This window comes from Cohnella cellulosilytica, from assembly GCF_042431195.1.
In the GTDB taxonomy this organism is placed as follows: Bacteria; Bacillota; Bacilli; order Paenibacillales; family Paenibacillaceae; genus Cohnella; species Cohnella cellulosilytica.
Map to the genome: position 1 here is coordinate 161,264 of NZ_JBHMDN010000016.1, position 22,699 is coordinate 183,962.

Consider the following 22,699-nt stretch of genomic DNA (forward strand, 5'->3'; position numbering starts at 1 on the left):
ACTTTATATCGAATGAGACCAGTTATATAAAGGTTTTTCAACAATTTAATGATATACAACCGGTTTAATTGAGAGGGGGAATAGGATGGGGAAATGAATAGCCTCGAAGTCAAAGACGGACAATAATTCACAAAATTATGGAGGGGATTGCATGAAAACAAGTATGAAATGGATGGCGACAATGCTTTGCGTATTTTTGATCTTGGCAGGCTGCTCCAAAACGGCAACACCCCCGGCAGGTACGAATACGAATTCTGCAAGCGGCGGGCAGCCGGGCGATTCGGGCACAGAAAAAACCGAAATCACCGTGCTTTCCTGGAAATTCGATCCGGAAAGCGACCTGTGGAAAAAGATTGTGAGCGCCTTCAATGAAAAACATCCCAATATTACGGTTCATGCCGTTAACGCCCCTACATCCGAGATCGACCAGAAAATAACGTCGATGGTAGCCGGACACCAGCCTCTGGACGTCGTGTTTACGGACTCGACCCGCAATCTGTCGTTTTCCTCCAAAGGATTGCTCGAAGATTTGGGGCCTTATTTGGAAAAATCCGATATCCAGCTTGAGAGCGATTACTATGTTAAAAGCTTGTCCGATCATATGTACAAAGGAAAATTGCATGGACTTCCCATTTTGAATATGTCTTACTTCATCTTCTTTAATAAAGATCTGTTCGACGCGGCGAATGTGCCTTATCCGACGAACGATTGGACCATTGAAGAGTTCCGCGATATCGCGCTGAAGCTGACCGACCGGGACAAAAACCAGTATGGCTACAACCTGCGTCCTTGGGTGGGAACCCACTTCCTGGCCTGGGCGTACGCGATGGGCGGAGAATACTTTTCCGAGGACGGCTCCCAGGCGCTTGTCACGAGCCCGGGCACCGTTGCGGCGATGCAGTTCCTGAAAGACCTCGTATACGAAGACAAGTCGGCTCCGGCCCCGACGGCGCAATCCGCTTCGCAAGCCGGCGGCGTAGCGTTCGAGTCCGGCAACCTGGCGATGAACTGGTCCGGTTCGTGGGATATCGCCGGCACCGAGAAAACGCCTTCCAAATGGGCGTTCAACTGGGGTGTGGTCATGCCGCCGAAAGGTGAAAACGGTTCCTACCCGATCGTCATCTCCAATGCGTGGGGCATCTACTCGGGCTCCAAAAATAAAGATGCCGCGTGGGAGTTCATCGACTGGTGGATGAGCGACGACGGTCAGATGGTATTGGCCGAGAACGGCGAATTCCCCAGCAAAAAAAGCATTGCGCAGGAGCATGCGTTCACGCATCTGGATGAGGAAATGCGCGACATCGTCTTCAAGACAGCCGAATTGGGCGTCTCCCGTCCAACGCAATTCCCGGCGATGCCGCGCAGTGAAACCGTGTTCGGCTCCAGAATGGAGGAAGTGTTGTCGAGCAAAAACTCCGACGTTAAAGCCATTATGGAGAAAGCAAACGACGAACTGAATCAGTTGATCAAGGATATCGAGGCCGGCAAGTAAAGCCGGCGCAGCACGCCGCAAGCGAGCCTGACCCAAATACTTGAATGATGCAGGCGGATAAAAAGGAACGGACAGGTCCTCTTCCATCCGCCTGCCCAAAGGGGCGACAAGCGATGAAACGTTCACAACGCTCCCGGCGCGAAGAGCTTACCGGCTGGCTTATGGCGTCGCCGTGGATTATCGGCTTTCTGTTTTTGACCTTGGGAGCGATGTCTTTCTCCCTGGGCATGAGCTTTACCGACTACGACTTTTTCAACAAGCCCGGCTTTGTCGGACTGGAGCATTACAAGCAAATGCTGTTTGAAGACAGATTGGTGTGGCATTCCATTAAGATCACGACGCTTTACGCGTTATTCAGCGTACCGCTTACGCTGGTGCTCGGCCTGATGCTTGCCGTGCTGCTCAACCAGAAGCTGAAAGGCATATCCGTGTTCCGGACCGTCTACTATTTCCCGTCGGTGCTGCCGGAGATTGCAACGATCTTCCTGTGGATTCTGGTGTTCGATCCAAGCTTCGGCTTGTTCAACTCGATCCTGAAATGGTTCAGCATTTCGGGGCCGAACTGGCTTGGCAGCATGGAATGGGCGCTTCCGTCCTTTGTCATTATGAGCTTATGGGGCGTGGGCGGAGGCATGCTGATTTACTTGGCGGGCTTGCAAGGGATTCCCACGGAGCTTTATGAGGCGGCTAAGGTGGACGGCTCGAACCGCATGACGACCTTCTTCAAAATTACGCTGCCGATGCTGTCTCCGGTCATCTTTTTCAACCTGGTTATGGGCATTATCGGGGCTTTGCAAGTATTCAATCAAGCGTACATTATGACCAGCGGCGGACCGGCCAGATCGACCTACTTCTTTATGCTTCACATCTTCTATACGTCGTTCCAAGAATACCGCATGGCCTATGCCAGCGCGTTGTCCTGGCTTTTGTTCCTGTACATCGGCCTGCTGACCTTTATCGTATTCCGATTTGGTGAAAAGAAAGTATTTTACGGCTAGGGCGCGTATGCAACCTCCGAGGACAGCAGATATTGCCGAATTTTCGTTCCATGCAAGGAACTTTTGTGAAGGCGTACCGGGGGTACGTCAAACAAAAGTGACGCAGCAGGGGGCGAAAAGGCGGTGAAAGATGCCCCTGAGCGGGTTTGCATACACGCCCATAGGAAGGGGTGAACCGATTGCGGACAGATGCTGGCAAAGCGACAAGCATGAAAAAAAACAATTTCGTCATCAACGCTCTATTGTACGCGCTGCTCACGGCCGGCGGGCTGGTGATCATGATTCCGTTCGTCTGGATGCTGAGCACCTCGTTGAAAATTCCAAGCCAGGTATTTGCGTGGCCGATCGAATGGATTCCCAATCCGATCAAATTCAGCAACTATGCCGAAGCCCTATCGATGCGTCCGTTCGGCTTGTATTACTACAATACGTTCTTGATCACCGGTCTGGCCGTAGTGGGGCAAGTGTTCTCCTCCTCCATCGTCGGCTATTCGCTGGCGCGTCTGCGCTGGCGCGGGAGCAATGTCGTGTTCGCGCTCATTATGAGCACGCTGATGCTTCCGGAAATCGTCAGAATGATTCCCACCTTCGTGATCTTCAGCAAGATCGGGTGGGTCAACACGTTTATTCCGCTCATCCTGCCTCACTTTTTTGCAGGGGCGTTTAATGTGTTTTTGTTCCGTCAGTTTTTCCGCAATCTGCCCAAGGATTTGGACGAATCGGCAACGGTGGACGGGGCTTCTCTGTTCGGCATCTACTGGCGGATTATCTTGCCGCAGTCCAAGCCGGTCATCGGCATTGTGGCCATCAACACCTTCCGGTATAGCTGGAACGACTTCTTGCACCCGCTCATTTATTTGAACGACACCAAGCTGTGGACGATTACGCTTGGCCTCCGGGCCTTCCAGCAGGAGTTCAATGTGGACTGGAACCTGCTGATGGCGGCCAGCGCCACGTCCATGATTCCGATTATCGTATTGTTCATCATTGCTCAGAAGTACTTTATCCAAGGCATCGTGTTTACTGGCGTGAAAGGATGATATCGACATGCTGCAAGAAGCGATCTACCATGTTCCGAAAGACCAGTATTGCTATTCCCTCGACCCGGAAACGATTCGTGTCACGATCCGGGTAAAACGCCGGGATATTGACGGCGGAGAGGTCGTATTCCAGGATCGGTATTCCCATGAACAAAAGCCGGCGCCTGCGCCCGAATCGGTTGCCCGCTTGAGATTTGCCGGCAATGACCGGATGTACGATTACTGGTATGCGGACCTGCGGCTCGAGGTGCGACGTCCCAAATACGTATTTCATTTGCGGTCGGGCGGCGGCGAGGGGTGGTACAGCGAACGCGGATTGACGGACGGCAAACCGGACAACAAATGGTTCGAGTTCCCGTATATTGCGGCTGCGGATACGATTCGCCATCCCGAATGGTTTGAACAAGCGATTTTTTATCAGATCGGCGCAGATCGTTTTTTTAACGGAGATAAGGAAAACGACCCGTCCGGCGTGCTGCCGTGGGGAGAACCGCCAACGATGACCACCTTCTTCGGCGGGGATTTGGACGGCATTGTGGAGAAGCTCGATTATTTGACCGAGCTCGGCGTCAATGCCCTGTATCTGAATCCGATCTTTCAGGCTCCGTCGACGTTCAAATACGATACGGCGGATTATTATCAGATCGATCCTCATTTTGGCGGCAATGAAGCGTTTGACCGGCTCCTCGCCGCCTGCCACGGCAGAGGCATACGGGTCGTGCTCGACGCGGTGTTCAATCATGCGGGGCTTCTGTTTGCGCCCTTCCGCAATGTGATTGAACACGGTCCCAAGTCCGCCTATTACGACTGGTTCCAGATTCGCCGGTGGCCGCTGGTGCTGGAAGAACCGAATCAGAGCTATCATACCTTTTCCCATACGGCGCGCATGCCGAAGCTGCGCCACGACAATCCCGAGGTGCGCAAATACTTGCTGGATGTTGCGGCCTACTGGACCCGCAAAGGAATCGACGGCTGGCGCCTCGACGTGGCCAACGAAATCGACCATGCGTTTTGGCGGCAGTTCCGGCAAGTGGTGCGCGACATTAATCCCGAGGCGTTTATTCTCGGCGAAGTTTGGCTCGACGGAACAACCTGGCTGCAGGGCGACCAGTTTGATTCCATTACCAATTATATGTTCCGGGAGGCGGTGCTCGACTTTTTTGCCTATGGGAAGATCGGCGTGGAACAGCTGGACGAGCAATTGTTTTCCGCTCGCATTCGCTATCAGGATCAGACCAACCGCGTCATGTTTAATCTGATCGGCAGTCACGACGTGCCGCGTATTCTGGAAATTTGCGGCGGTTCCGTGCAGCGGGTCAAGCTGGCGACGGCGTTTATGTTCGCTTATCCCGGCATTCCGATGATTTATTACGGGGACGAGGTGGGCATGAAGGGAGGTGATTTTGTACAGGCAAGGCGCTGCATGGTGTGGGAGAAGGAACGGCAAAACCTTGAATTGCTGGCGTTGTATCGGAGCTGCACGGGGTGGAGGAAACGATATCGGCCGCTCGTGCAGGGGGAGTTCCGCAAGCTGTATGCGGACGAGACGGATGCGGTGTACGGATTTGCCCGGGAATTGGAAGGAGAGGCGGTATGGGCCTTTTTTCACAATGCTGCCGGAGAGGCCGCGATTCGCGTTCGGGCGCCGCAAGGCGCAATATTCGTCAATCTCGAAAGCGGCGAATCGTTAACGGAGGCGGACGGGAGTCTTGAAGTGAAGCTCGGCGAGTTTGGATTCATACTGCTTTATACACGAACCTCTGGAGGGAATCAACCATGACAACGGTAGACATGAAAGACACTCAGCTTTACGACAAAATTTTTGGATGTATCGCGGCTTCCAACATCGGATCCTCGATGGGAGCGATGGTGGAAACGTGGAGCCCCGAAAAAATCAAAGAGAAGTACGGGGTGCTGGATAAATTGGAAAGCTACAGTCATTACAAGGCCTATCAGCGCAAGCCGGGTACGACGGAAGACGGCATTGAACGCCAACGCTTGATGGTATCGGCCATCCATGAGAAGAACGGCCGGATCACGGCGGAGGATTTGAAGCAAATCTGGCTGCGCGATATTAATCCGAACAACTTTAATGTACAGATGGAGCCTTGCGATGAAATTTTATATAAATTGGCCGCAGCGGGACTTCCGGCCGGCTACATCGGCAATTATTCCGATTATATGGGCATCGTATCGTTCGCAAGATCGTGTCACCCGATCGGCCTGATCAATGCGTGCAATCCGTATCAGGCGTTCACGGATACGTGGGAGGTCGGCCGTCTGTATCAACCGCTTCATGCTTACGGTCTGGACTGGGCGACGGTAACGTCGGCAGGCATTGCCGAAGCGATGCGCCCGACGGCAACGGTGGACTCGGTTGTCGACGCTGCGCTGCGTTACGTATCCCAACCGGTGCGCGACGAGCTGGAAAGAGCGCTGGAGGCTTCGCAAAACAAATCCAGCATCGAGGAATTGATGCCCTGGTTCTACGAGCACTACAACGGAGTAGGTACGCCTTACTGCTTCAGTATGGGCAACGAAATTGTCACCAAGGCGCTTTGCCTGTTCTACGTGGCCAAAGGAGATCCCGAACAATTAATTATCGGAGCGGTCAACTTCGGACGGGACACAGACTGCCTTGCGGCCGTGTCCTCCGGTCTTGGCGGCGCTCTGCGCGGAGCTTCGACCTTGCGCAAGGAATGGATCGAGACCGTTGACGACGCGATGACGACCAACCCGTATACGGTTTCCCGCCGTTCGCTGGCCGAAATGTCCGAAGTCATCTATCAAGGCGTATTAAACGAACGTCAAAAAACGATTGCGCACGCGAAGGAAGTGGCTTCGCTGATCGTTTAAGCCGTTTGCGTCCGGACGAATAGCGCGACGGCTGCCGCTATGCCGCAAGACGGGCGACGGCAGCCGTTTTCAGCTGCGGCAAGGAGGGAGCGGGACAGATGCTTATAGCCGTTGGAAGCGATCATGCCGGTTTTCCGTTAAAATCGCATATGCTTGAGGCGCTTGCGGAGTTGGGGGCCGAGGTGAAAGACTTTGGCAGCTACTCTCCCGAGCCGGTCGATTTTCCCGATATTGCGAGATTGGTATGCGACGCCGTAAGGAGCGGCCAGGCGGGTCGGGGCATTATGATATGCGGAACCGGGGTGGGCGCGGCGATCGCGGCCAATAAAATCCCGGGCATAAGGGCGGCGGTCGGCCACGATATTTACAGTGCGGCGCAGTGCGTCGAGCATGACGATGTCAACGTATTGTGCATCGGAGCCCAGGTGATCGGGCCTACCGTTGCAGCGGCGTATGCAGCCGCATTTTTGTCGGCGGAATTCAGCACGGAGACTCATTTTCGCCGAAGAGTGGAGAAGCTGCGCCAGCTTGAGAGAACGGCCGCCCTGGAATGGCTGGCGGCGGAAGAAGGCCGGGACTAACGCCGAGACGGCGTCAAACATTGCAAGGGCAACAGAGAGTCGATAGGAGAGAGGAGAAACACAACCATGACTACGAAACAGGTGCTTGGATTTATCGGTTTGGGCGCGATGGGATTGCCTATGGCGGAACGTTTGTCGGAAAACGGGTTTCGCATTCATACGACGGTGCACAGCAACGGCGCTCCGGCGGAGGCGCTTGCGGCCAAAGGCGCGGTTATTCATCCGACGGCGGCCGACGTGTTCGCCAATTGCGCCTGGGTGGTGACCATTTTGCCCGCGGACGAACAGATTGAGGAAGTCGTGTTATCCGAAAACGTGCTGCGTCATGTGCATGAAAAAACGGTTTTGCTGGAAATGACGTCCGGTTCGCCGAAAGCGATTCGGAAGGTAGCCGAAACCTTTGCGGCCAAAGGCGGCAGAGTGCTGGACGCTCCGGTCAGCGGTGGGACGATCGGCGCGGCCAACGGCACTCTGACGGTTATGGCGGGCGGAGAGCAGGCCTTGATCGGTTTCCTGAAGCCGGTGCTGCGCCAAATCGCGGCGAAAGTCATTCATACGGGCGAGATCGGTTCCGGCAAAGCGGTTAAAGCGATTAATCAAATGCTGGCGGCCGTTCATATGACGGCGGCGTCCGAGGCGATCGCGCTTGCGGACAAGCTGGGGATCGACCGCGCCGTTTTACGGCAGGTCGTCGGCGGAAGCTCGGGCAATTCCTGGATTTTCGCGAATAAAAGCGATGCGGTCTACGACCGGGCGTTCGAGCCGGGCTTTAAGCTGCGCTTGATGAAGAAGGATGTAGACATCGCGCTTGACGCCGCCGGAAAGCTGCCGCTGCCGCTGGCAGCGTCTGCAAGGGAACTGTTCGAATCCGCGCTTGCCGAGGACGGGGAGCTGGACTTTGCCGCGATCAGCAAGCACATCGGCGTCAAGACCAAACGCGCCTAAAGACGACAGAACGGGAGGGGCTGGAATGCCGCAACAAGGATTTCGTGTTTATACGGAGCGGGCGATGCCTTCCGCCGAATTGGTCGGACGATTCCGCAAGGTGGTCACCCCTCATATCAGCGATAACATGAGCAGGCTGCACGCCATTGCCGCCGGCTTGCGCCCCTTTCACCGGGAGGGGCGTTTGCTGGGAGCCGCGTTGACGGTCAAGACGAGGCCGGGAGACAACCTGCTTGTGCACAAAGCGATCGATATGGCTTTGCCGGGAGATGTCATCGTTGTAGACGCGGGCGGCGACGTGACCAATTCGATCGTCGGCGAGATTATGCTTCGGCTTGCCGAAAGCAAAGGGATTGCCGGTTTTATTATCGACGGCGCCATACGCGACACGGCTGCGTTCTCCGCCGGAGATTTTCCGGTATATGCGCGCGGCGTCACGCATCGCGGTCCCTATAAGGACGGTCCGGGCGAGATCAACGTCCCCATTTCGGTAGGAGGCATGCTGGTCAAGCCGGGCGACATTATCGTCGGCGACGAGGACGGGCTGGCCGTCGTGCCGCTGGAAGAGGCGGAGGCGCTGCTGCAATCGATTGAAGCCCAACAAATTCGCGAAGAAAAAATGCTGCGGGAAGCGGCAAGCGGAGAGGCCGACAGATCGTGGGTCGATGAGACGCTGCGGCTAAAAGGATGTGAAGTCATTGACGGCAAATATGATTTTTCGCGATGAACAACTGCGCTGGTTCGGCAGCGAGGTGCTGATGCGCGCCGGCGTGCCGGAGGCCGGGGCGAGGCTTGTGGCCGAAACGCTGGTCGATGCGGATTTGCACGGCGTCGACTCTCATGGCGTCGTACGGCTCGATATTTATTTGAAGCGGCTCGAAGGCGGCATGATCGAAGCCGCGGCGGCGCCGGCGGTCCTTCGGGATCATGCGCCGGTGCTGCTTATAGACGGCAAAAACAATTTCGGCGCGGTGGCCGGCCAGTTTGCGCTGGAGCAGGTGCTGGATTCCGCCAGGCGGCACGGCTGCGGCATTGCGGGCATTCGTCATTCCAATCATTTTGGCACATGCGCTTATTATGCCCGGAAGGCGATCGATGAAGGCTTTATTCTGATTGCGTTATCCAACGCTTCGCAGACGATGCCGCCTGCGGGCGGCTTGAGGCCGTTCCTCGGCACCAACCCGCTGTGTGTCGGCATTCCTGCGGGCGAGCGGCTGCCCTTCGTGCTGGACATGGCGACCAGCGTGGTGGCGCGCGGCAAAATCATTGTCGCCGCCGAGAAGAAGGAGCCGATTCCGGCCGGATGGGCGATTGACAAGGAGGGCCGGCCGACTACCGACGCGCAGGCTGCGCTCGCCGGCTCGGTGCTGCCGTTGGGCGGTCCGAAGGGATACGCGATCGCCATGTTTATCGATATTTTATGCGGCGTGCTGACCGGAGCCGGTTATGGCGACAAGGTGCATAACATGTATGAGGATTGGGTGAATCCGCAAAATGTCGGCCATCTGTTTATTGCGCTCGATGTGGAACGCTTTATGCCGCAGGCGGAATTTCGAAGCCGAATGGATCAATATATCGATGCGCTGAAAGCGGAGCCGAAGGCGCCGGGCGTTGCGGAAATCTTCGTTCCGGGCGAGCTTGAGCATCGCACGTTCGAGCGCCGCAAGCGCGACGGGATCGTGCTGCCCGCCGGAGTGGCTACCGCGCTTCGCGGTTGGGGAAAGAAATACGGCGTGGAATTGGACGGACATGCGTCCGCCTGAAAATGACGGCAATGGGGACGGAGGAGACGGAGATGAACGAAGGTACGCGCCTTTTTCAATATGATTTGCCTACAGCCATCGAATTCGGCAACGGCGCCGTGCGGGGCTTGCCCGGACATATCGGCAGACTGGGCGGCGGCAAAGCGCTGGTTGTGACCGATCCCGGCGTTCTGAAGGCCGGCGTTGCCGACAAGGTAACGGCCGAGCTGGAGCGCGGGGGAGTTGAATACGAGCTGTTCTCGGATGTGGAGTCCGACCCCGATATTCAATCCATAGCGGAAGGCGTCCGACGGGCCCAAGCGGGAGGATGCGACATTGTTGTCGGCATCGGGGGCGGCAGCGCGCTGGATACGGCCAAGGCGGTAGCGCTGATGCTTGGCAACGAAGGATCGATCAGGGATTATGTCGGCATCCATCAGGTGCCGCGCAAGGGCGCGCCCGTCATTGCGATTCCGACTACCGCGGGAACGGGCAGCGAGATTACCATTTGGTCGGTGCTGTCGGACAAGGCGAACAATGTCAAGCTCAGCGTGGGCAGCCGTTACAATTGCCCCGATCTGGCTTTGTGCGATCCGGAGCTGACGTTGTCGCTGCCGCCTTCGGTGACGGCTGCAACGGGAATGGACGCGCTGGTGCATGCGCTGGAGTCCTATGTCAATAAAGCGACGCAGCCGATCTCGGAGGGGATGTCGCTGCAGGCGATGCGGCTGATTGCGCGCAGTCTGCGCAATGCCGTGCTGCGGGGCAACGACTTGGACGCCCGCTACGACATGCTGCTCGGCAGCTTGCTTGCCGCCATGGCGTTTAACGCGACCAGACTCGGACTTGCCCATGCTTTGGCGCTTCCGCTGGGCGCGAGATTTCATATTCCTCACGGACTGGTGAATGCGATATTGCTGCCGGAAGTGATGGATTACAATTTGCCGGCCCATATCGGCAAGTTCAAGGAGATTGCCCTCATCTTCGGAGTCGAGGCCGGCGTCAGAAGCGACCGCGAGATTGCCGAGGCCGGCGTCGGGGCGATACGCCAGCTTATGCGGGATATCGGAATCCATCAAACGTTGACCGATTTCGGCGTTACGGAAGAAGAGTTGCCCGTGATTGCCGAGGAATCGCTTCTGTCCGGCAATGTGGCGGTGAATCCGCGGCTGGCGCGCGCAGCCGATCTGATGGACATCTGCCGCCGGGCGATGCGTCAATAGGAACAGCTGAATGCGAGGAGTGAGAACGTGAAGCCGAATATATTTGTGACCCGCCCGCTGCCGGGCGATCATTTGGAACGACTTGCCCGAATCGCGGACGTGAACGTGCATGAAGGCGGCGACCCGTCTCCGGCCGAACTGGAGCGGGGCATTGCGGAAGCGGACGGCGCAATCACGATGCTGGTCAATCCGATGGGACGGGGGATGCTGAGCAAGGGGAAGAAGCTGAAAATTGTCGCCAACTATGCGGTAGGCTACGACAATATCGATGTGGCGGCGGCTACCGAGCTTGGCATTTGGGTGGCCAATACGCCCGATGTGTTGACGGAAGCTACAGCGGATATGGCCTGGGCGCTGCTGTTGGCCGTCTCGCGCCGCATTGCGGAAGGCGATCGTTTGGTTCGCGAGGGAAAATTCGACGGCTGGAAACCGGACTTGCTGCTGGGGCGTCAGGTTTACGGCAAGACGCTCGGCATTGTCGGGATGGGACGCATCGGACAGGCTGCGGCCCGGCGGGCCGCCGGTTTCGGCATGCGGGTGCTGTACAGCGGACGACGTCCGCTGGATCCCGTTCTTGCGAACGAACTAAGGGCGGAGTATGCGGAGCTCGAGCGCTTGCTGCGCGAATCCGATTACGTCAGCCTCCACGCTCCCTTCTCCGAGGCCAATCGCCACCTGATCGGAGCCGAACAGCTCCGGATGATGAAGCCGGACGCCATTCTGATCAATACGGCCAGAGGAGCGCTGGTTGACGAGCGGGCGCTGGCCGACGCGCTTAAGCGGCGTACGATAGCCGGCGCGGGACTGGACGTATTCGAGCGGGAGCCGTTGGTAGAGCCGTTGTTGCTGCAATGCGACAATGCGGTCCTGGCGCCGCATACGGGCAGCGCCACCCGGGAGACGCGCGGCGAAATGGCGGGCTTGTGCGTCGATGCGGTAATTGCCGCGCTGCAGGGCGAAATCCCCCGCACGGCGCTAAATCCGCAAGCCGGAGCGTCCGGACGCGAAGCAGGGCGGAAGGGGATGAATCCATGACAATTGCAAATATGAACGATTGGTTGGCCCGCAACACGGGCCAAACGTACGGCAATTTCATCGACGGCGAATGGAGGGCGAGCGTCTCGGGCGAGGCGGCGGCCGTTTACAACGCTGCCGATCGGGAGCAGCTGCTCGGATATTTTCAGCAATCGCAGGCGGAGGACGTATGGACGGCTGTAGAAGCCGCGCATCGCGCGTTTGCGATTTGGTCGACAACCTCGCCTTCGGAGCGCTCCGCCGTGCTGCTTCGTTTTGCCGATCTGCTTGAAGCCAACCGCGAAGAATTGGCGTATCGGTTGTCGGCGGAGCAAGGCAAGGTGCTGGCCGAGTCGCTCGGCGAGGTAGGGCGGGCGGCAAAAGAAGCCCGCTTTGCGGCGGGGGAAGGCTTGCGGATGGGCGGCGAGGCGCTTCCGGCCGACAGCGGTATCGGGTACCACACTCTTGAACGACAGCCGATTGGCGTTGTGGCGGCGATTGCGCCCTGGAATTTTCCGGTGGTGACGCCCGTTCGCAAGATTGCGCCCGCGCTGGCTTACGGCTGTACGGTGGTATACAAGCCGGCGTCGGCTACGCCCTGGACATCGACGAAGCTGATGGAGCTGCTCCGGGAGGCCGGCGTTCCGGACGGAGCGGTCAACCTGGTAAGCGGGGCGGGCGGCGCCGTGGGCAACGCGCTTGTGGGTCATCCGCTTGTGAAAGGCATTACCTTTACGGGCTCCACGGGTCTTGGCATCGGCATTCAGCTGAAAGCCGCCGAGCGACTGGCGCGCACGCAGCTTGAGCTGGGCGGCAAAAATGCTGCGGTCGTGCTTGATTACAGCAATGTCCAGTATGTTGCCAAGCAGATTTCGGCCGCGGCGTTCGCTTGCAGCGGCCAGCGCTGTACGGCGATCAGCAGAGTGGTCGTACTGCAAGAGCATGCTGAAGAATTGACGGCGGCGCTCAAGCGTCAAATGGAGCAGCTTGCCATCGGTCCGGCATGGGACAAATCGGCTGCGGTCGGTCCGCTGGTCAATCAGGCTCATTTGGATTCCGTACAAAAGCATTTGCATGCCGCGCTGGAGGAAGGAGCCGAACTGACGTATGGCGGAGAAGTGCTGACGGAGGGCGTGTACGCGTCCGGAGCTTATATGCGTCCCGCCCTGCTTGTCGGCGTTCAGCCGGGAATGAAGGCGGCGCAGGAAGAAATATTCGGGCCCGTGCTTTCGGTGCTTTCGGCCGCCAGCGAAGACGAGGCGCTGCAGATTGCCAATGGAACCGTGTATGGGCTGGCTTCGTGCGTGTTTACCGAACGGATTGCAGCCGTGCGGCGTTTTGCCGCCGAGCTGGAAAGCGGCATGGTGCATATCAATACGGGGACGGCCAGCGAGGCGCATATTCCGTTTGGCGGCGTCAAAATGTCCGGGTTCGGCGCCTACTCGATCGGGAGCAGCAACCGGGAATTTTTTACCGAAAGCAAGGTCGTGTATTACTAAATCCGAATAATGCCGATTGGGCTGCGGGGCTGTCCGAAAAGCCGGTGAAAACCGACTTGGGGCGCCCCGCTTTTTTGTGCGACTGACCGCCTCGTTTAAAACCTTTGTTTTTCTGCGATCAATATGATAGAATCCTATTAACCAAACATCCTATGTTTGATAAATGAATGAAAGAAGGTTTAACCTATGCTCCAGAAAACAAACCGGCTGACCCTCGTTGAACAAGTTGCCTTACAGATGGAAGGTCTGATCGAATCCGGCAAGTGGGCGGTCGGAATGCGCATTCCGGCCGAGCCGGAATTGATGGTCGAGTTGAATGTCAGCCGCAATACGTTAAGGGAAGCCGTTCGGGCGTTGATCCACGCGGGACTGTTGAAGACGAAGCAAGGGGACGGAACCTATGTCTGCTCTTCAAGCGCTCTGGGGGTCGTGCTGCAAAAACGGATTTTGCGCTCCGATACGCTGAAAACGTTGGAGGTCCGGCAGGCGCTCGAACGCGAAGGAGCCCATCTGGCCGCGCAGCGCAGAACGAGCGAAGAGGCGCGAGAGCTGCTTCTCCAGCTGGAACGCTGCGAGGCGGCAGCGGCACGCGGCGATATTGACGGCTTTGTCGCCGAGGATATCCGGCTTCACCAGACGATCGTCGCTGCGTCCCATAACGAAATCTTGCTCGAATTATACGATCATATCGCCGAAGCGTCGCAGGATTCGATTACAAGCTTGACCCGTTATGAAGTCAAGGCGGATTTTTTGGAAATCCACCGGCAGTTGGTCGAAGCGATTGTTGGTCAGGACGCAGATCAAGCCGCGGCGGCGGTTCATCGCTATATTTCCGAATCGAAGGCTGTTTTCGAAGGCAGAGAAGAGGAACAGCGGTGAACGCGACAAGCGATACAAAACCAACCCTGATGAAGAAGTCGTTGGCGTTGGGCTGGCCGATCGTCGCAGGCATCGTCCTGATCTCGCTGACTATGCGATCGCCGCTGACGTCGGTAGGCCCGTTGATCGGCTTGATTCGCGAGTCCCTGGGGCTGTCGAATACCGGAGCGGGTCTGCTCACCACCTTGCCGATACTTGCTTTCGCCATTCTGTCCCCGTTCGCGCCTCTTCTGGCGCGCCGCTTCGGGGCGGAACGGACTATCCTTTACGCTTTGGTTCTGCTAATGGCGGGCATCGCGATCCGCTCCGCGTCCGCAACGGCTTCTTTGTTCGCGGGCACTGTTCTGCTCGGGCTCGCGATCGCGGTGTGCAACGTGCTTATTCCGAGTCTGGTGAAACGGAATTTCCCCCGTCAGCTCGGCCTCATGACGGGAGTATACTCCTTGTCGATGAATTTATGCGGGGCGATCGCATCGGGCGTAAGCGTTCCGCTCGCCCGCAATCTCGGTTTCGGCTGGAATGGCGCTCTGGCCGTCTGGGGCGCGCTTGCTCTGTTGGCCGCACTATTCTGGCTGCCTCAAGTTCGGACAAGCACCGCCGCATCCGGGACGGCATCGGCCACCGGCGCGGCGGCGCAGCGAAGTCTGTGGCGTTCGCCGCTGGCTTGGATGGTTACGATTTTTATGGGGACGCAGTCTCTCCTGTTCTATGTATTAATCGCCTGGCTGCCCGAAATCATGATCAACCGCGGCCTTGGCGAAGACAGCGCCGGTTGGATGCTGTCGCTGTTTCAGACCGCCGCGCTGCCCGTATCGTTCGTCGTGCCGATCGTCGCGGGACGCATGAAGAATCAACGCCTATTGGTCGTCCTTACGGCAATCCTGCTGTTCTCGGGTCTGGCGGGACTTTATTTCGGCGGCAATGCATTCCTTTCGTTATGGACGATTTTGCTCGGCATCGGCGGGGGATTTGCGTTTAGTCTGGCTATGATCTTTCTCAGCTTGCGCACGCGGGATGCCCACGAAGCGGCAGCCTTGTCCGGCATGTCGCAATCCGTCGGCTATTTGCTGGCGGCAACCGGACCGATCCTGTTTGGACTATTCCACGACCTCACGGCCAGTTGGAGTCTTCCGCTGCTGCTATTGTTCGCCATCGGCGCCCTGATGTTCGTCTCCGGCTTGGGCGCCTCTAGAAATCGGACGGTATAACGTCAGCCAAACCTTGTTCCCGGCATGGACTTCAAAGCCGTTTGTCTCGCCAATCCTCCCAGCGCTCATCGCCGATAGATGAAAGACGCGCGGTAAGCGGCCGGCGTTACTCCTTCGACCTCTTTGAAGCGTTTGATAAAGTAGCTGACGCTCGGGTAACCGCAGATTTGGGCAATTTCGGAGATCGGACGCGCGGAGTCGTCCAGGAGCAGCTGCTTGGCTTGACGGATTCGGCAAAGCCGGATGAAGTCCATCGGGGACATCTGCGCGACCTTGCGAAACAATTTGCAGAAATAGAATGGGGTACAGCCCGCTTTGGCCGCCCATTCGCCGAGCGTAAACGGCTCGCAAGCCGCTTCCTGCATGGCCGGCAGAAGCTGGATCACCGCCTGCGACGTGTCCCGGTTTCGCCGGGGCAGGAGCGGGACGGCCTGAGCCGAAAACTCGGCGAGGATGCCGTAGGAAAGCATAGACAGCACCGAGGGCCGAAGCAGCTTGTTGTGCTCGATTTCCGATAGCAGGCGGTTCCAGGTCTCCTGGAGCCCCTTCGTGCCGTTCGTCGACCACAACAAAGTCCGGCGAAATCCTTGTCGGGTCAAAATTTCAGGCAAGGCATCCCCGTAAAAATGCATCCAGTAGACATCCCACGGATTTTCCGTACTGGAACGGTATTGCTGCGGACGATTCGGAAAATAGAGAAAGGCGTCGCCGGGCTGAAGCAATTTCCATTCGCCGTCGACTTCAACGTAACCTTGCCCGGATACGACATAGTGCAGATTAAAAAAACCAAACGTATCGGCCGGCCGCACCGTCCAGTGTTCGGGTTCGTCGTAATAGCGGCCAGCCGCCTCGGGGAAAATCACGTAAGTATTCGGTTCCATTACCGGAAGAGTCAGATGCGTTTTCATGGCCACCCTCTTTTGCCAAGAACAAGATCGTGCTATACAGAACAATAAGATGTCATATACACAATATTTGATTTGACCTATAATTTCAATATCCCTATATGTATCCGAACAATGGCGAGAGAGGGGCCGACGTATGACGAATTCGGGAACGAACATGGAGTACCTGGCGATAGCGGGAGTCGCGCAGCCGGTTTCGCAGCTGATTATGGGCTCGATGCAACTGAGCGACGAACGGATGGATGCCGCCGTCGAGCTGCTGGACGCGTATGCGGCGATTGGCGGCAACGCCCTGGACACCGCTCGCGTATACGGTCCGCACGGCATGGCCGCGATCGGCCGCTGGATGCGGGAGAGGGGCAACCGCGACGAACTGGTTCTCATCGCCAAAGGCGCGCATCATGACGAGGCGGGACCGCGGGTTACCCGCGCAGCCATCGCCGACGATATGGACTATTCGCTCGATTTGCTGCAGACAAGCTATGCGGATATTTTCATGCTGCATCGGGACGATCCCGGCAAGCCGGCGGGCGAGATCGTCGAGACGCTGCAGGAATTGCTGGCCACGGGCCGCTGCCGGGCGCTTGGCGCTTCCAACTGGACTTCGGCCAGACTTGAAGAAGCCAACGCGTATGCCAAGGCGCATGGGTTGACCGGATTCGCGTGCAGCAGCCCGAATTTGAGCCTGGCCAAGGCGAACGAGCCGAGATGGCCGGGATGCGTGTCCGTTGATGCCGCCGAGGCCGACTGGTACGAGCGCTCGCAGCTTCCGCTGCTGTCCTGGTCGTCGCAGGCGGCGGGTTTCTTCACCGGACGATTCTCCCCCGACATTCGAAATAACGAAGAAATCGTTCGTGTCTATTACAGCGACGACAACTGGGAGCGCTATCGCCGGGCAGCCCAACTCGGCGAGGCGAAAGGCGTCGACGCCAACCAGGCGGCGCTTGCCTATGTGCTGCACCAGTCTTTCCCCGTATGCGCCTTGATCGGGCCGGCCAACGCGGCCGAATTGCTTTCCAGCGCGAAGGCGCTGGAGGTTGCCCTTTCTCCGGAGGAACTCCGATGGCTTGATTTGCGGGATGAATAAGATATGCCGCAAGCTTGAAGGAAATGGCTTGTCCTCTGTTGTTTCCAGAGCGTACGAAGGATGGTAAAATAAAGGAAAGGATGCCGAAGGGGTGTTGGCTATGTTATGGTCCGAAGTGAGGGAGCTCTTTCCTGATCAATTTGTATTGGTGGAAGAATTGAAATCCCATTACGAAGACAACAGGCTCCATGTGGAAGAAGTGGCGGTCATTAAGTCTATCCCGAATTCGAAAGCGGCATGGAAGGAATTGTTTTCCGCAAAAAATGAACGCTTTGTTTATCATACGTCAAATGAAAATATCGTCGTGGAAGTTCGGGACAAGCCTATGATCAGGAGAGCCCCAAAACATGAAGCTTGATTAAGAAATAAAAGCTCTTAAGGTCAAAAATGAAGAGAACGCTTCAACAATACGCCGGCCGGCTTCATCATATGTATAAGTCGAAGCGGGAAGCTCTAAACATATGGTATAATGATTACAAATTGAAGCTGCGAGGTGTCTTCCCATGCTTCCACAGAAAATGGATGCCAACACCGTAAAGGAGTTGAGGAATATCCTGCGTAAAGTCAATATCACGCACCCGCGAGTGATCATTGATTTTAATCAGGAGACCGTAGAAATGGAAGAGACGGGCGACTATAACGTAGATGATCTGCTTCAGTCTGCAGGCGTCTTGCCCCCGGAGAGGATCAAGGAATTAAAGGATGAAGTCGGTCGCATGCGCGAGGATTGGGACTGATGACGAGGCAAGGCTATCTCATGGATACGAACATTGCGATCGGCTTGATCGACGGTGAGGCGCCCATTTTGAATCTAATCAAACAAGCTGCTGCGGACAGGCAAAATATTTATTTTTCGGTTGTCACCGAATGCGAACTGATTAGCGGGCTTGCGTCCGAAGCTGAAATTCGGCATATTCCGTTTCTAAGGAGCGGGCGTTTCCTGGAAGTAACCTCGAGCATTGCACGAACAGCGGGAAACATTCGCAGAGAACAGCGGGTCAAAGGAAGAAGACTGAAAACGCCCGATGCCCTCATCGTCGCAACGGCCTTGGAGCATGGCCTGTCGTTGGTGTCCAGGGATCGGGATGTGTGGTTTGCTCAGGATGAATATCAGGTGACAATAGTTAAAGTGTAACGGATCCATCCTCTTGACGGAGAGATTGGATCCGTTTTAACTTTCGGGAGCCATCTTGCGCCTTCAAGTAAATTTCGTTTGCGTCGCGTATTTCCTTGTCATCGTCGACGACCAACACCACGCGTTGCTCCATCTGATTTTCTCCCCTATGTACTGACTGGCTCCCTCTCATTATAATTGGAAAATCTTAATATCCAATGATCGAACTATGAAGAACTTCTTAATTTCCTGGGGCGGAAACGGACCGAAATTCATTGATATTGATAATCATACTCAATTAAATTACGATACAGAGTAACAGGCTTGACGAGGGAGTGCGGACCTATGCGAGAAGAAGCTGAATGTATACAAGTATTTACGCCGGAAATGATCGATACAATGGCCCGTATTTGGACACGCGCCTCCATTTCATTGATGGATGTGCGTCATCAACTTATTCGACCGGGACAGCCGTTGCAAAACTATCGAATGCCCAGCAGCATGCTGGTTTATGCCTATGGCGGATCGGCCAACGTTCAACTGAACCAAACGCTGTTTGGGATGGAACGGTTCGGCGTCTTCCATGGCGGGAAGGGAACGACGTTAAGCATCTCTTCTGAGGGGGAGACGCTGGGAAGCTTTATGGTGCTCTACAAAGCGGAGGCGCCGCCTTTTTTCAGAAGAGACCTGCAGCGCTTGCTGGAGCAGATGAATCCCTTCGTTCAACTATACGGATTTTCGCCAAGCACTCCGGTTTGGTTTATGGATGTGTTTCAGCGGATGCTGGATAGCTGGAGTCGTGCAACGGCGATGAATCATTTTCATACCACAAGTTTGTTTTATCAGTCGATGCATGAAATCTATAGAGACCTTGAACGCAAAGAAGCCAGATTCCTTCAACCGGACCCGGTCGTCTCGGCCAAACGATATTTGGACGAACATTACATGAGTCCGATCCTGTTTCAGGATATAGCCGATATGTTCGGGATCAGCGGTGGGCAATTGACACGGCTGTTCAAGAAAAATGAAGGGAAAAGCTTGCGGGCGTATTTAACGCTCAAAAGACTTGAAGTAGCCCGGCGCCATCTGTTGCATACGAATGCAACCGTGAAAGAGATTGCGTTGGGATGCGGACTGAACGATGAATTGAATTTGAATCGGATGTTTAAGCGGCATTATAAAACGACGCCCAGTGAATTTCGGAAAATAGAGAGAGCACGCATGCAGGCTTTGGATATGGATAACGATTCTCACCTCTCCTACAATGAGAAAGAACTAGACAACCTAGTTAAATTTCAAGGAGACGGGGATATTGAAATGAATAGTAACAGAGGCTTCAGGGCAACCGCCTTTTTACTTGGCATGGCGTTATTGCTAAGCGCTTGTTCCGGCACCGGCGGAGCAAGCGGGGGGAATGGCGGAAATAACCAAACGCCGAGCGCGGTCAACAGCAGCGCAGTAACCGAACATGAGCAGGCAAGTCAGGAGTCTCCGGCTTCGACCAAGCGCTTTCGGCACTCTTTCGGAGAGATTGAAGTTCCTATTCAACCTGAAAGAATAGCGGGCTTCTGGATGGAGGATTATTTATTGGCGCTGGGAACGGACTCGGTCGTCGATTCTTTGTCGGGGCTCTATGACCGGCATTACTTGCAATCCAGAATGAGCAGCACCACCGTTGTCGATCCGTTCAATATGAACTTCGAGGCGTTGATGACAACAGAGCCCGATTTGATTATACTGGCGTTTCCCCATATCGCAGAGGGGAAGTATGACAGCTTCTCCAAGATAGCGCCAACTTATGTTCTTGATGATGGAGAATGGAGAGACTGGCGGTCCGCTTTACGGTTGGTAGGAGAGCTTACGGGTCGACAGGCGCAGGCGGAGCAATTCATTAAACAATACGAAGAAAAGGTAGCCGACGGTCGAGTGAAGCTGCATGCCGCCTTGGGAGAAGAAACGGTCGCGTTTATTCGAATTCAGGATAAAAATCTGACCCTGTACGGGAACCTGACGGATTATGTCGGCACTGTTTTCTATACGGAGCTTGGACTTAATCCTGCGGGAATCGTCAAGAAACTCGTTCAAAGCGAGAATCCCGTCTCGGAGTTCTCCATGGAGCTTATTCCCGATATCGATGCCGACCATTTATTCATCACTGTCTATGAATCCGATGACTCCAAACAGAAGTTGAAGGAGATTTACGACAGCCCGCTATGGAAGGAACTTCCGGCAGTGAAGAATGGAAATATCCACGAAGTAGATATGGGGCATTGGATGACCTCCGGCGCAATCGCCTCCGATATGAAAGTAGACGACGTGCTGAACGCGCTGTTAAAATAAAAGGCTCTATTCGCAAGAGGCGATCCTGTGATGCAATTACCCTCGTCGATCAGGATGAAGACATGCCGTGTACCGCCTTGTGTAACTATTGGATCTTCTTCATCGTCTAATAGAATGATAGATTAGACGAATACAGGATGCGAAGGAGTCGGCCGATGTTCAAAAAGGTGGCAGTTGCGGCTATACTGTGCGCGTTGACGTTCTCCGGCAGCGCTTATGCGTACGACGTTCAATTAAAGCCGTTCAAGGATGAGACGTTCGATTATTCGCGCGAGCCGATCTATGCGCTGACAGCGCTGGGCGTCGTCTCCGGGTACCCGGACGGGACGTATCATCCGAACGAGGCGCTGACGCGGGAAGCGTTCGTGAAATTGCTTGCCGCGGGCGCGAAGGTTGAAGCCGGCAAGGCGTCCGGGAAGCGTCCGGCGGATGTGGCCGGCAATCGCTGGTCCGCGCCCTATGTTTCGGCTGCTTACGAGCGCGGCTGGATTGACGGGTTGATCGACCCGGAGGGATTGTTCCATCCGACGAGGACGATTACCCGCGAGGAAGTCGCGATGGTCATGGGCGCTTATCTGTTGTCGTTCGAAGGGGAAGAGACCCGGCAGCAATGGCTGTCGGGAGGATGGCGGACGGAGCAGGAAACGCGGGCTTACCGGGACAGAGAGGCGATTGGAGAAACCCGAAGGCCGTACGTCTATTATGCAATCCAACGCGGGATTATGACGGGCGAGCCGGACAGCTTTAAGCCCGACGAGGCGCTTAACCGGAAGCAGGCGGCCGCTGTCATCTACCGGCTAATCGACCAGCAGCTGGCCGGGCAAGCCGTCGATTTCACCGGATTTTACGCCATCCAGTCGTATTCGGCGATCGACCGGATCGACGATCTGTCCGACGTAATCTTCGGCTGGTCCCGTCTGGATTATGCGGCCGCCGGCAGCGCCCGATTGGATACGGCGACGGCGGTGTACCGGATTCCGTCGGGCTACGAAGAAGCGGTCGCCGCCGCGGATAACGTGCATGCCGGGAAGGAACTGATGGTATTTTACGATGGCGCCGATCTGTCGGATTTTCTGCGGGACCGGCCGGCCCGTCAAGCTTTTATCGATTCGCTGCTGGCGGTTCTGGACGATCCGGCGTATGGCTTTAACGGCGTCTGCATCGACTTCGAGGGCTTGAAGGAGGAAGCGAGCGCCGCGGATTATACCGATTTTCTGCGGGAACTGAACGATCGGCTGGGCACGCATATGCTGTCGGCGGCGGTTCCGCCGACGTATTATTACAAAGGCTACGATATGAAGGAGATCGGCAAGCTGGCGGACACGGTCATTCTGATGGCTTACGATTTCACCCATCATGAGAGCAAGCTGCCATCGGCGCCGCTGCCGCTTGTCAACGACGCCGTGCGGCAGGCGCTTGCCCAGGTGCCGGCGGAGAAGCTCGTGCTGGGCATCTCGAAGCAGACGAACCAGTGGATTACCCAGAACGGAGCAACGGCGCCCCCGGTCAGCCCGGCGATTGCCGACGTGGAGAAGCGGATCGCCATGCCGGGCGTGAAGCAGACGCGAATGCTGCCTTATTTTCTCGATCTCATCACATTCGTGGACGAGCGCGGCTCGCACGAGATTTATTACGAGGATACGCAGAGCATCGCAGATAAAATCTGGCTTGCCAAGTTCTACGATTTGAAGGGCGTCTCCCTGTGGTATATGGGCAGCTATACGTCGGCGGATTGGGCGTTAATCGAACGGGAGGCTGCCGGGCGGTAAGCGCATA

General features: G+C 56.1%; 21 protein-coding genes. 20 read left to right on the forward strand and 1 reads right to left on the reverse strand.

Going from position 1 to position 22,699, the window contains the following annotated elements:
• Nucleotides 1-151: 151 nt before the first annotated feature.
• The 14 genes from ACFFT4_RS12710 to ACFFT4_RS12775 all read left to right on the forward strand — a co-directional run bounded on the left by ACFFT4_RS12710 (nt 152) and on the right by ACFFT4_RS12775 (nt 15,477).
• Nucleotides 152-1,492, forward strand: coding sequence for an ABC transporter substrate-binding protein (locus tag ACFFT4_RS12710; RefSeq protein WP_378048140.1), 1,341 nt, complete (start codon nt 152-154; stop codon nt 1,490-1,492).
• Between the two features lie 113 nt (nt 1,493-1,605).
• Nucleotides 1,606-2,490, forward strand: a complete 885-nt coding sequence (locus ACFFT4_RS12715; RefSeq protein ID WP_378048142.1) for a carbohydrate ABC transporter permease — start codon at nt 1,606-1,608, stop codon at nt 2,488-2,490.
• Nucleotides 2,491-2,669: 179 nt separating this feature from the next.
• Entirely contained in the window at nt 2,670-3,530 is an 861-nt protein-coding gene (locus ACFFT4_RS12720; protein WP_378048143.1) for a carbohydrate ABC transporter permease, read from the forward strand.
• A gap of 7 nt (nt 3,531-3,537) precedes the next feature.
• A complete protein-coding gene (locus ACFFT4_RS12725; RefSeq protein WP_378048144.1) occupies nt 3,538-5,310 on the forward strand; it encodes a glycoside hydrolase family 13 protein in 1,773 nt (590 codons plus the stop codon).
• Nucleotides 5,307-6,386, forward strand: a complete 1,080-nt coding sequence (locus tag ACFFT4_RS12730) for an ADP-ribosylglycohydrolase family protein (RefSeq protein WP_378048146.1) — start codon at nt 5,307-5,309, stop codon at nt 6,384-6,386. Before ACFFT4_RS12725 ends, ACFFT4_RS12730 begins: the two co-directional genes overlap by 4 nt.
• Before the next feature lie 98 nt (nt 6,387-6,484).
• Nucleotides 6,485-6,967: a ribose 5-phosphate isomerase B gene (rpiB, locus tag ACFFT4_RS12735; protein WP_378048148.1), complete on the forward strand. Its 483-nt coding sequence runs from the start codon at nt 6,485-6,487 to the stop codon at nt 6,965-6,967.
• Between the two features lie 66 nt (nt 6,968-7,033).
• Nucleotides 7,034-7,912 carry an NAD(P)-dependent oxidoreductase gene (locus ACFFT4_RS12740; protein ID WP_378048150.1) on the forward strand — a complete coding sequence of 293 codons (879 nt, stop codon included), beginning with the start codon at nt 7,034-7,036 and terminating at the stop codon, nt 7,910-7,912.
• Between the two features lie 25 nt (nt 7,913-7,937).
• Nucleotides 7,938-8,639 carry an RraA family protein gene (locus tag ACFFT4_RS12745; protein ID WP_378048152.1) on the forward strand — a complete coding sequence of 234 codons (702 nt, stop codon included), beginning with the start codon at nt 7,938-7,940 and terminating at the stop codon, nt 8,637-8,639.
• Nucleotides 8,611-9,675 carry an Ldh family oxidoreductase gene (locus ACFFT4_RS12750; RefSeq protein ID WP_378048153.1) on the forward strand — a complete coding sequence of 355 codons (1,065 nt, stop codon included), beginning with the start codon at nt 8,611-8,613 and terminating at the stop codon, nt 9,673-9,675. The genes ACFFT4_RS12745 and ACFFT4_RS12750 overlap by 29 nt, the downstream gene beginning before the upstream one ends.
• A 32-nt stretch (nt 9,676-9,707) precedes the next feature.
• Entirely contained in the window at nt 9,708-10,877 is a 1,170-nt protein-coding gene (locus tag ACFFT4_RS12755; protein ID WP_378048155.1) for an iron-containing alcohol dehydrogenase, read from the forward strand.
• 27 nt (nt 10,878-10,904) lie between these two features.
• On the forward strand, nt 10,905-11,912 hold the full coding sequence (locus ACFFT4_RS12760; RefSeq protein ID WP_378048157.1) for a 2-hydroxyacid dehydrogenase: 1,008 nt from the start codon (nt 10,905-10,907) through the stop codon (nt 11,910-11,912).
• The gene (locus ACFFT4_RS12765) at nt 11,909-13,390 is read left to right on the forward strand and encodes an aldehyde dehydrogenase family protein (protein ID WP_378048159.1); all 1,482 of its coding nucleotides are present in this window, start codon (nt 11,909-11,911) and stop codon (nt 13,388-13,390) included. Before ACFFT4_RS12760 ends, ACFFT4_RS12765 begins: the two co-directional genes overlap by 4 nt.
• A gap of 186 nt (nt 13,391-13,576) precedes the next feature.
• The gene (locus ACFFT4_RS12770) at nt 13,577-14,269 is read left to right on the forward strand and encodes a FadR/GntR family transcriptional regulator (RefSeq protein WP_378048161.1); all 693 of its coding nucleotides are present in this window, start codon (nt 13,577-13,579) and stop codon (nt 14,267-14,269) included.
• 29 nt (nt 14,270-14,298) lie between these two features.
• Nucleotides 14,299-15,477 carry a CynX/NimT family MFS transporter gene (locus ACFFT4_RS12775; RefSeq protein WP_378048433.1) on the forward strand — a complete coding sequence of 393 codons (1,179 nt, stop codon included), beginning with the start codon at nt 14,299-14,301 and terminating at the stop codon, nt 15,475-15,477.
• 65 nt (nt 15,478-15,542) lie between these two features.
• On the opposite strand, the gene ACFFT4_RS12780 is transcribed toward ACFFT4_RS12775, so the two are convergent.
• Nucleotides 15,543-16,385 carry a helix-turn-helix transcriptional regulator gene (locus ACFFT4_RS12780; protein ID WP_378048162.1) on the reverse strand — a complete coding sequence of 281 codons (843 nt, stop codon included), beginning with the start codon at nt 16,383-16,385 and terminating at the stop codon, nt 15,543-15,545.
• A gap of 133 nt (nt 16,386-16,518) precedes the next feature.
• Here ACFFT4_RS12780 and ACFFT4_RS12785 point away from each other — a divergent pair, with 133 nt between their 5' ends.
• The 6 genes from ACFFT4_RS12785 to ACFFT4_RS12810 all read left to right on the forward strand — a co-directional run bounded on the left by ACFFT4_RS12785 (nt 16,519) and on the right by ACFFT4_RS12810 (nt 22,692).
• Nucleotides 16,519-17,469, forward strand: a complete 951-nt coding sequence (locus tag ACFFT4_RS12785; protein ID WP_378048164.1) for an aldo/keto reductase — start codon at nt 16,519-16,521, stop codon at nt 17,467-17,469.
• Nucleotides 17,470-17,569: 100 nt separating this feature from the next.
• Complete coding sequence (locus tag ACFFT4_RS12790; protein ID WP_378048435.1) at nt 17,570-17,827, forward strand: hypothetical protein; 258 nt, start codon at nt 17,570-17,572, stop codon at nt 17,825-17,827.
• 145 nt (nt 17,828-17,972) lie between these two features.
• A complete protein-coding gene (locus ACFFT4_RS12795; protein ID WP_378048166.1) occupies nt 17,973-18,206 on the forward strand; it encodes a hypothetical protein in 234 nt (77 codons plus the stop codon).
• 20 nt (nt 18,207-18,226) lie between these two features.
• Entirely contained in the window at nt 18,227-18,604 is a 378-nt protein-coding gene (locus tag ACFFT4_RS12800; RefSeq protein WP_378048167.1) for a type II toxin-antitoxin system VapC family toxin, read from the forward strand.
• Nucleotides 18,605-18,928: 324 nt separating this feature from the next.
• Entirely contained in the window at nt 18,929-20,923 is a 1,995-nt protein-coding gene (locus ACFFT4_RS12805; RefSeq protein ID WP_378048169.1) for a helix-turn-helix domain-containing protein, read from the forward strand.
• Between the two features lie 155 nt (nt 20,924-21,078).
• Nucleotides 21,079-22,692 (forward strand): S-layer homology domain-containing protein, encoded by a 1,614-nt coding sequence (locus ACFFT4_RS12810; protein WP_378048170.1) that lies wholly within the window; start codon nt 21,079-21,081, stop codon nt 22,690-22,692.
• The last annotated feature ends 7 nt before the right edge of the window (nt 22,693-22,699 follow it).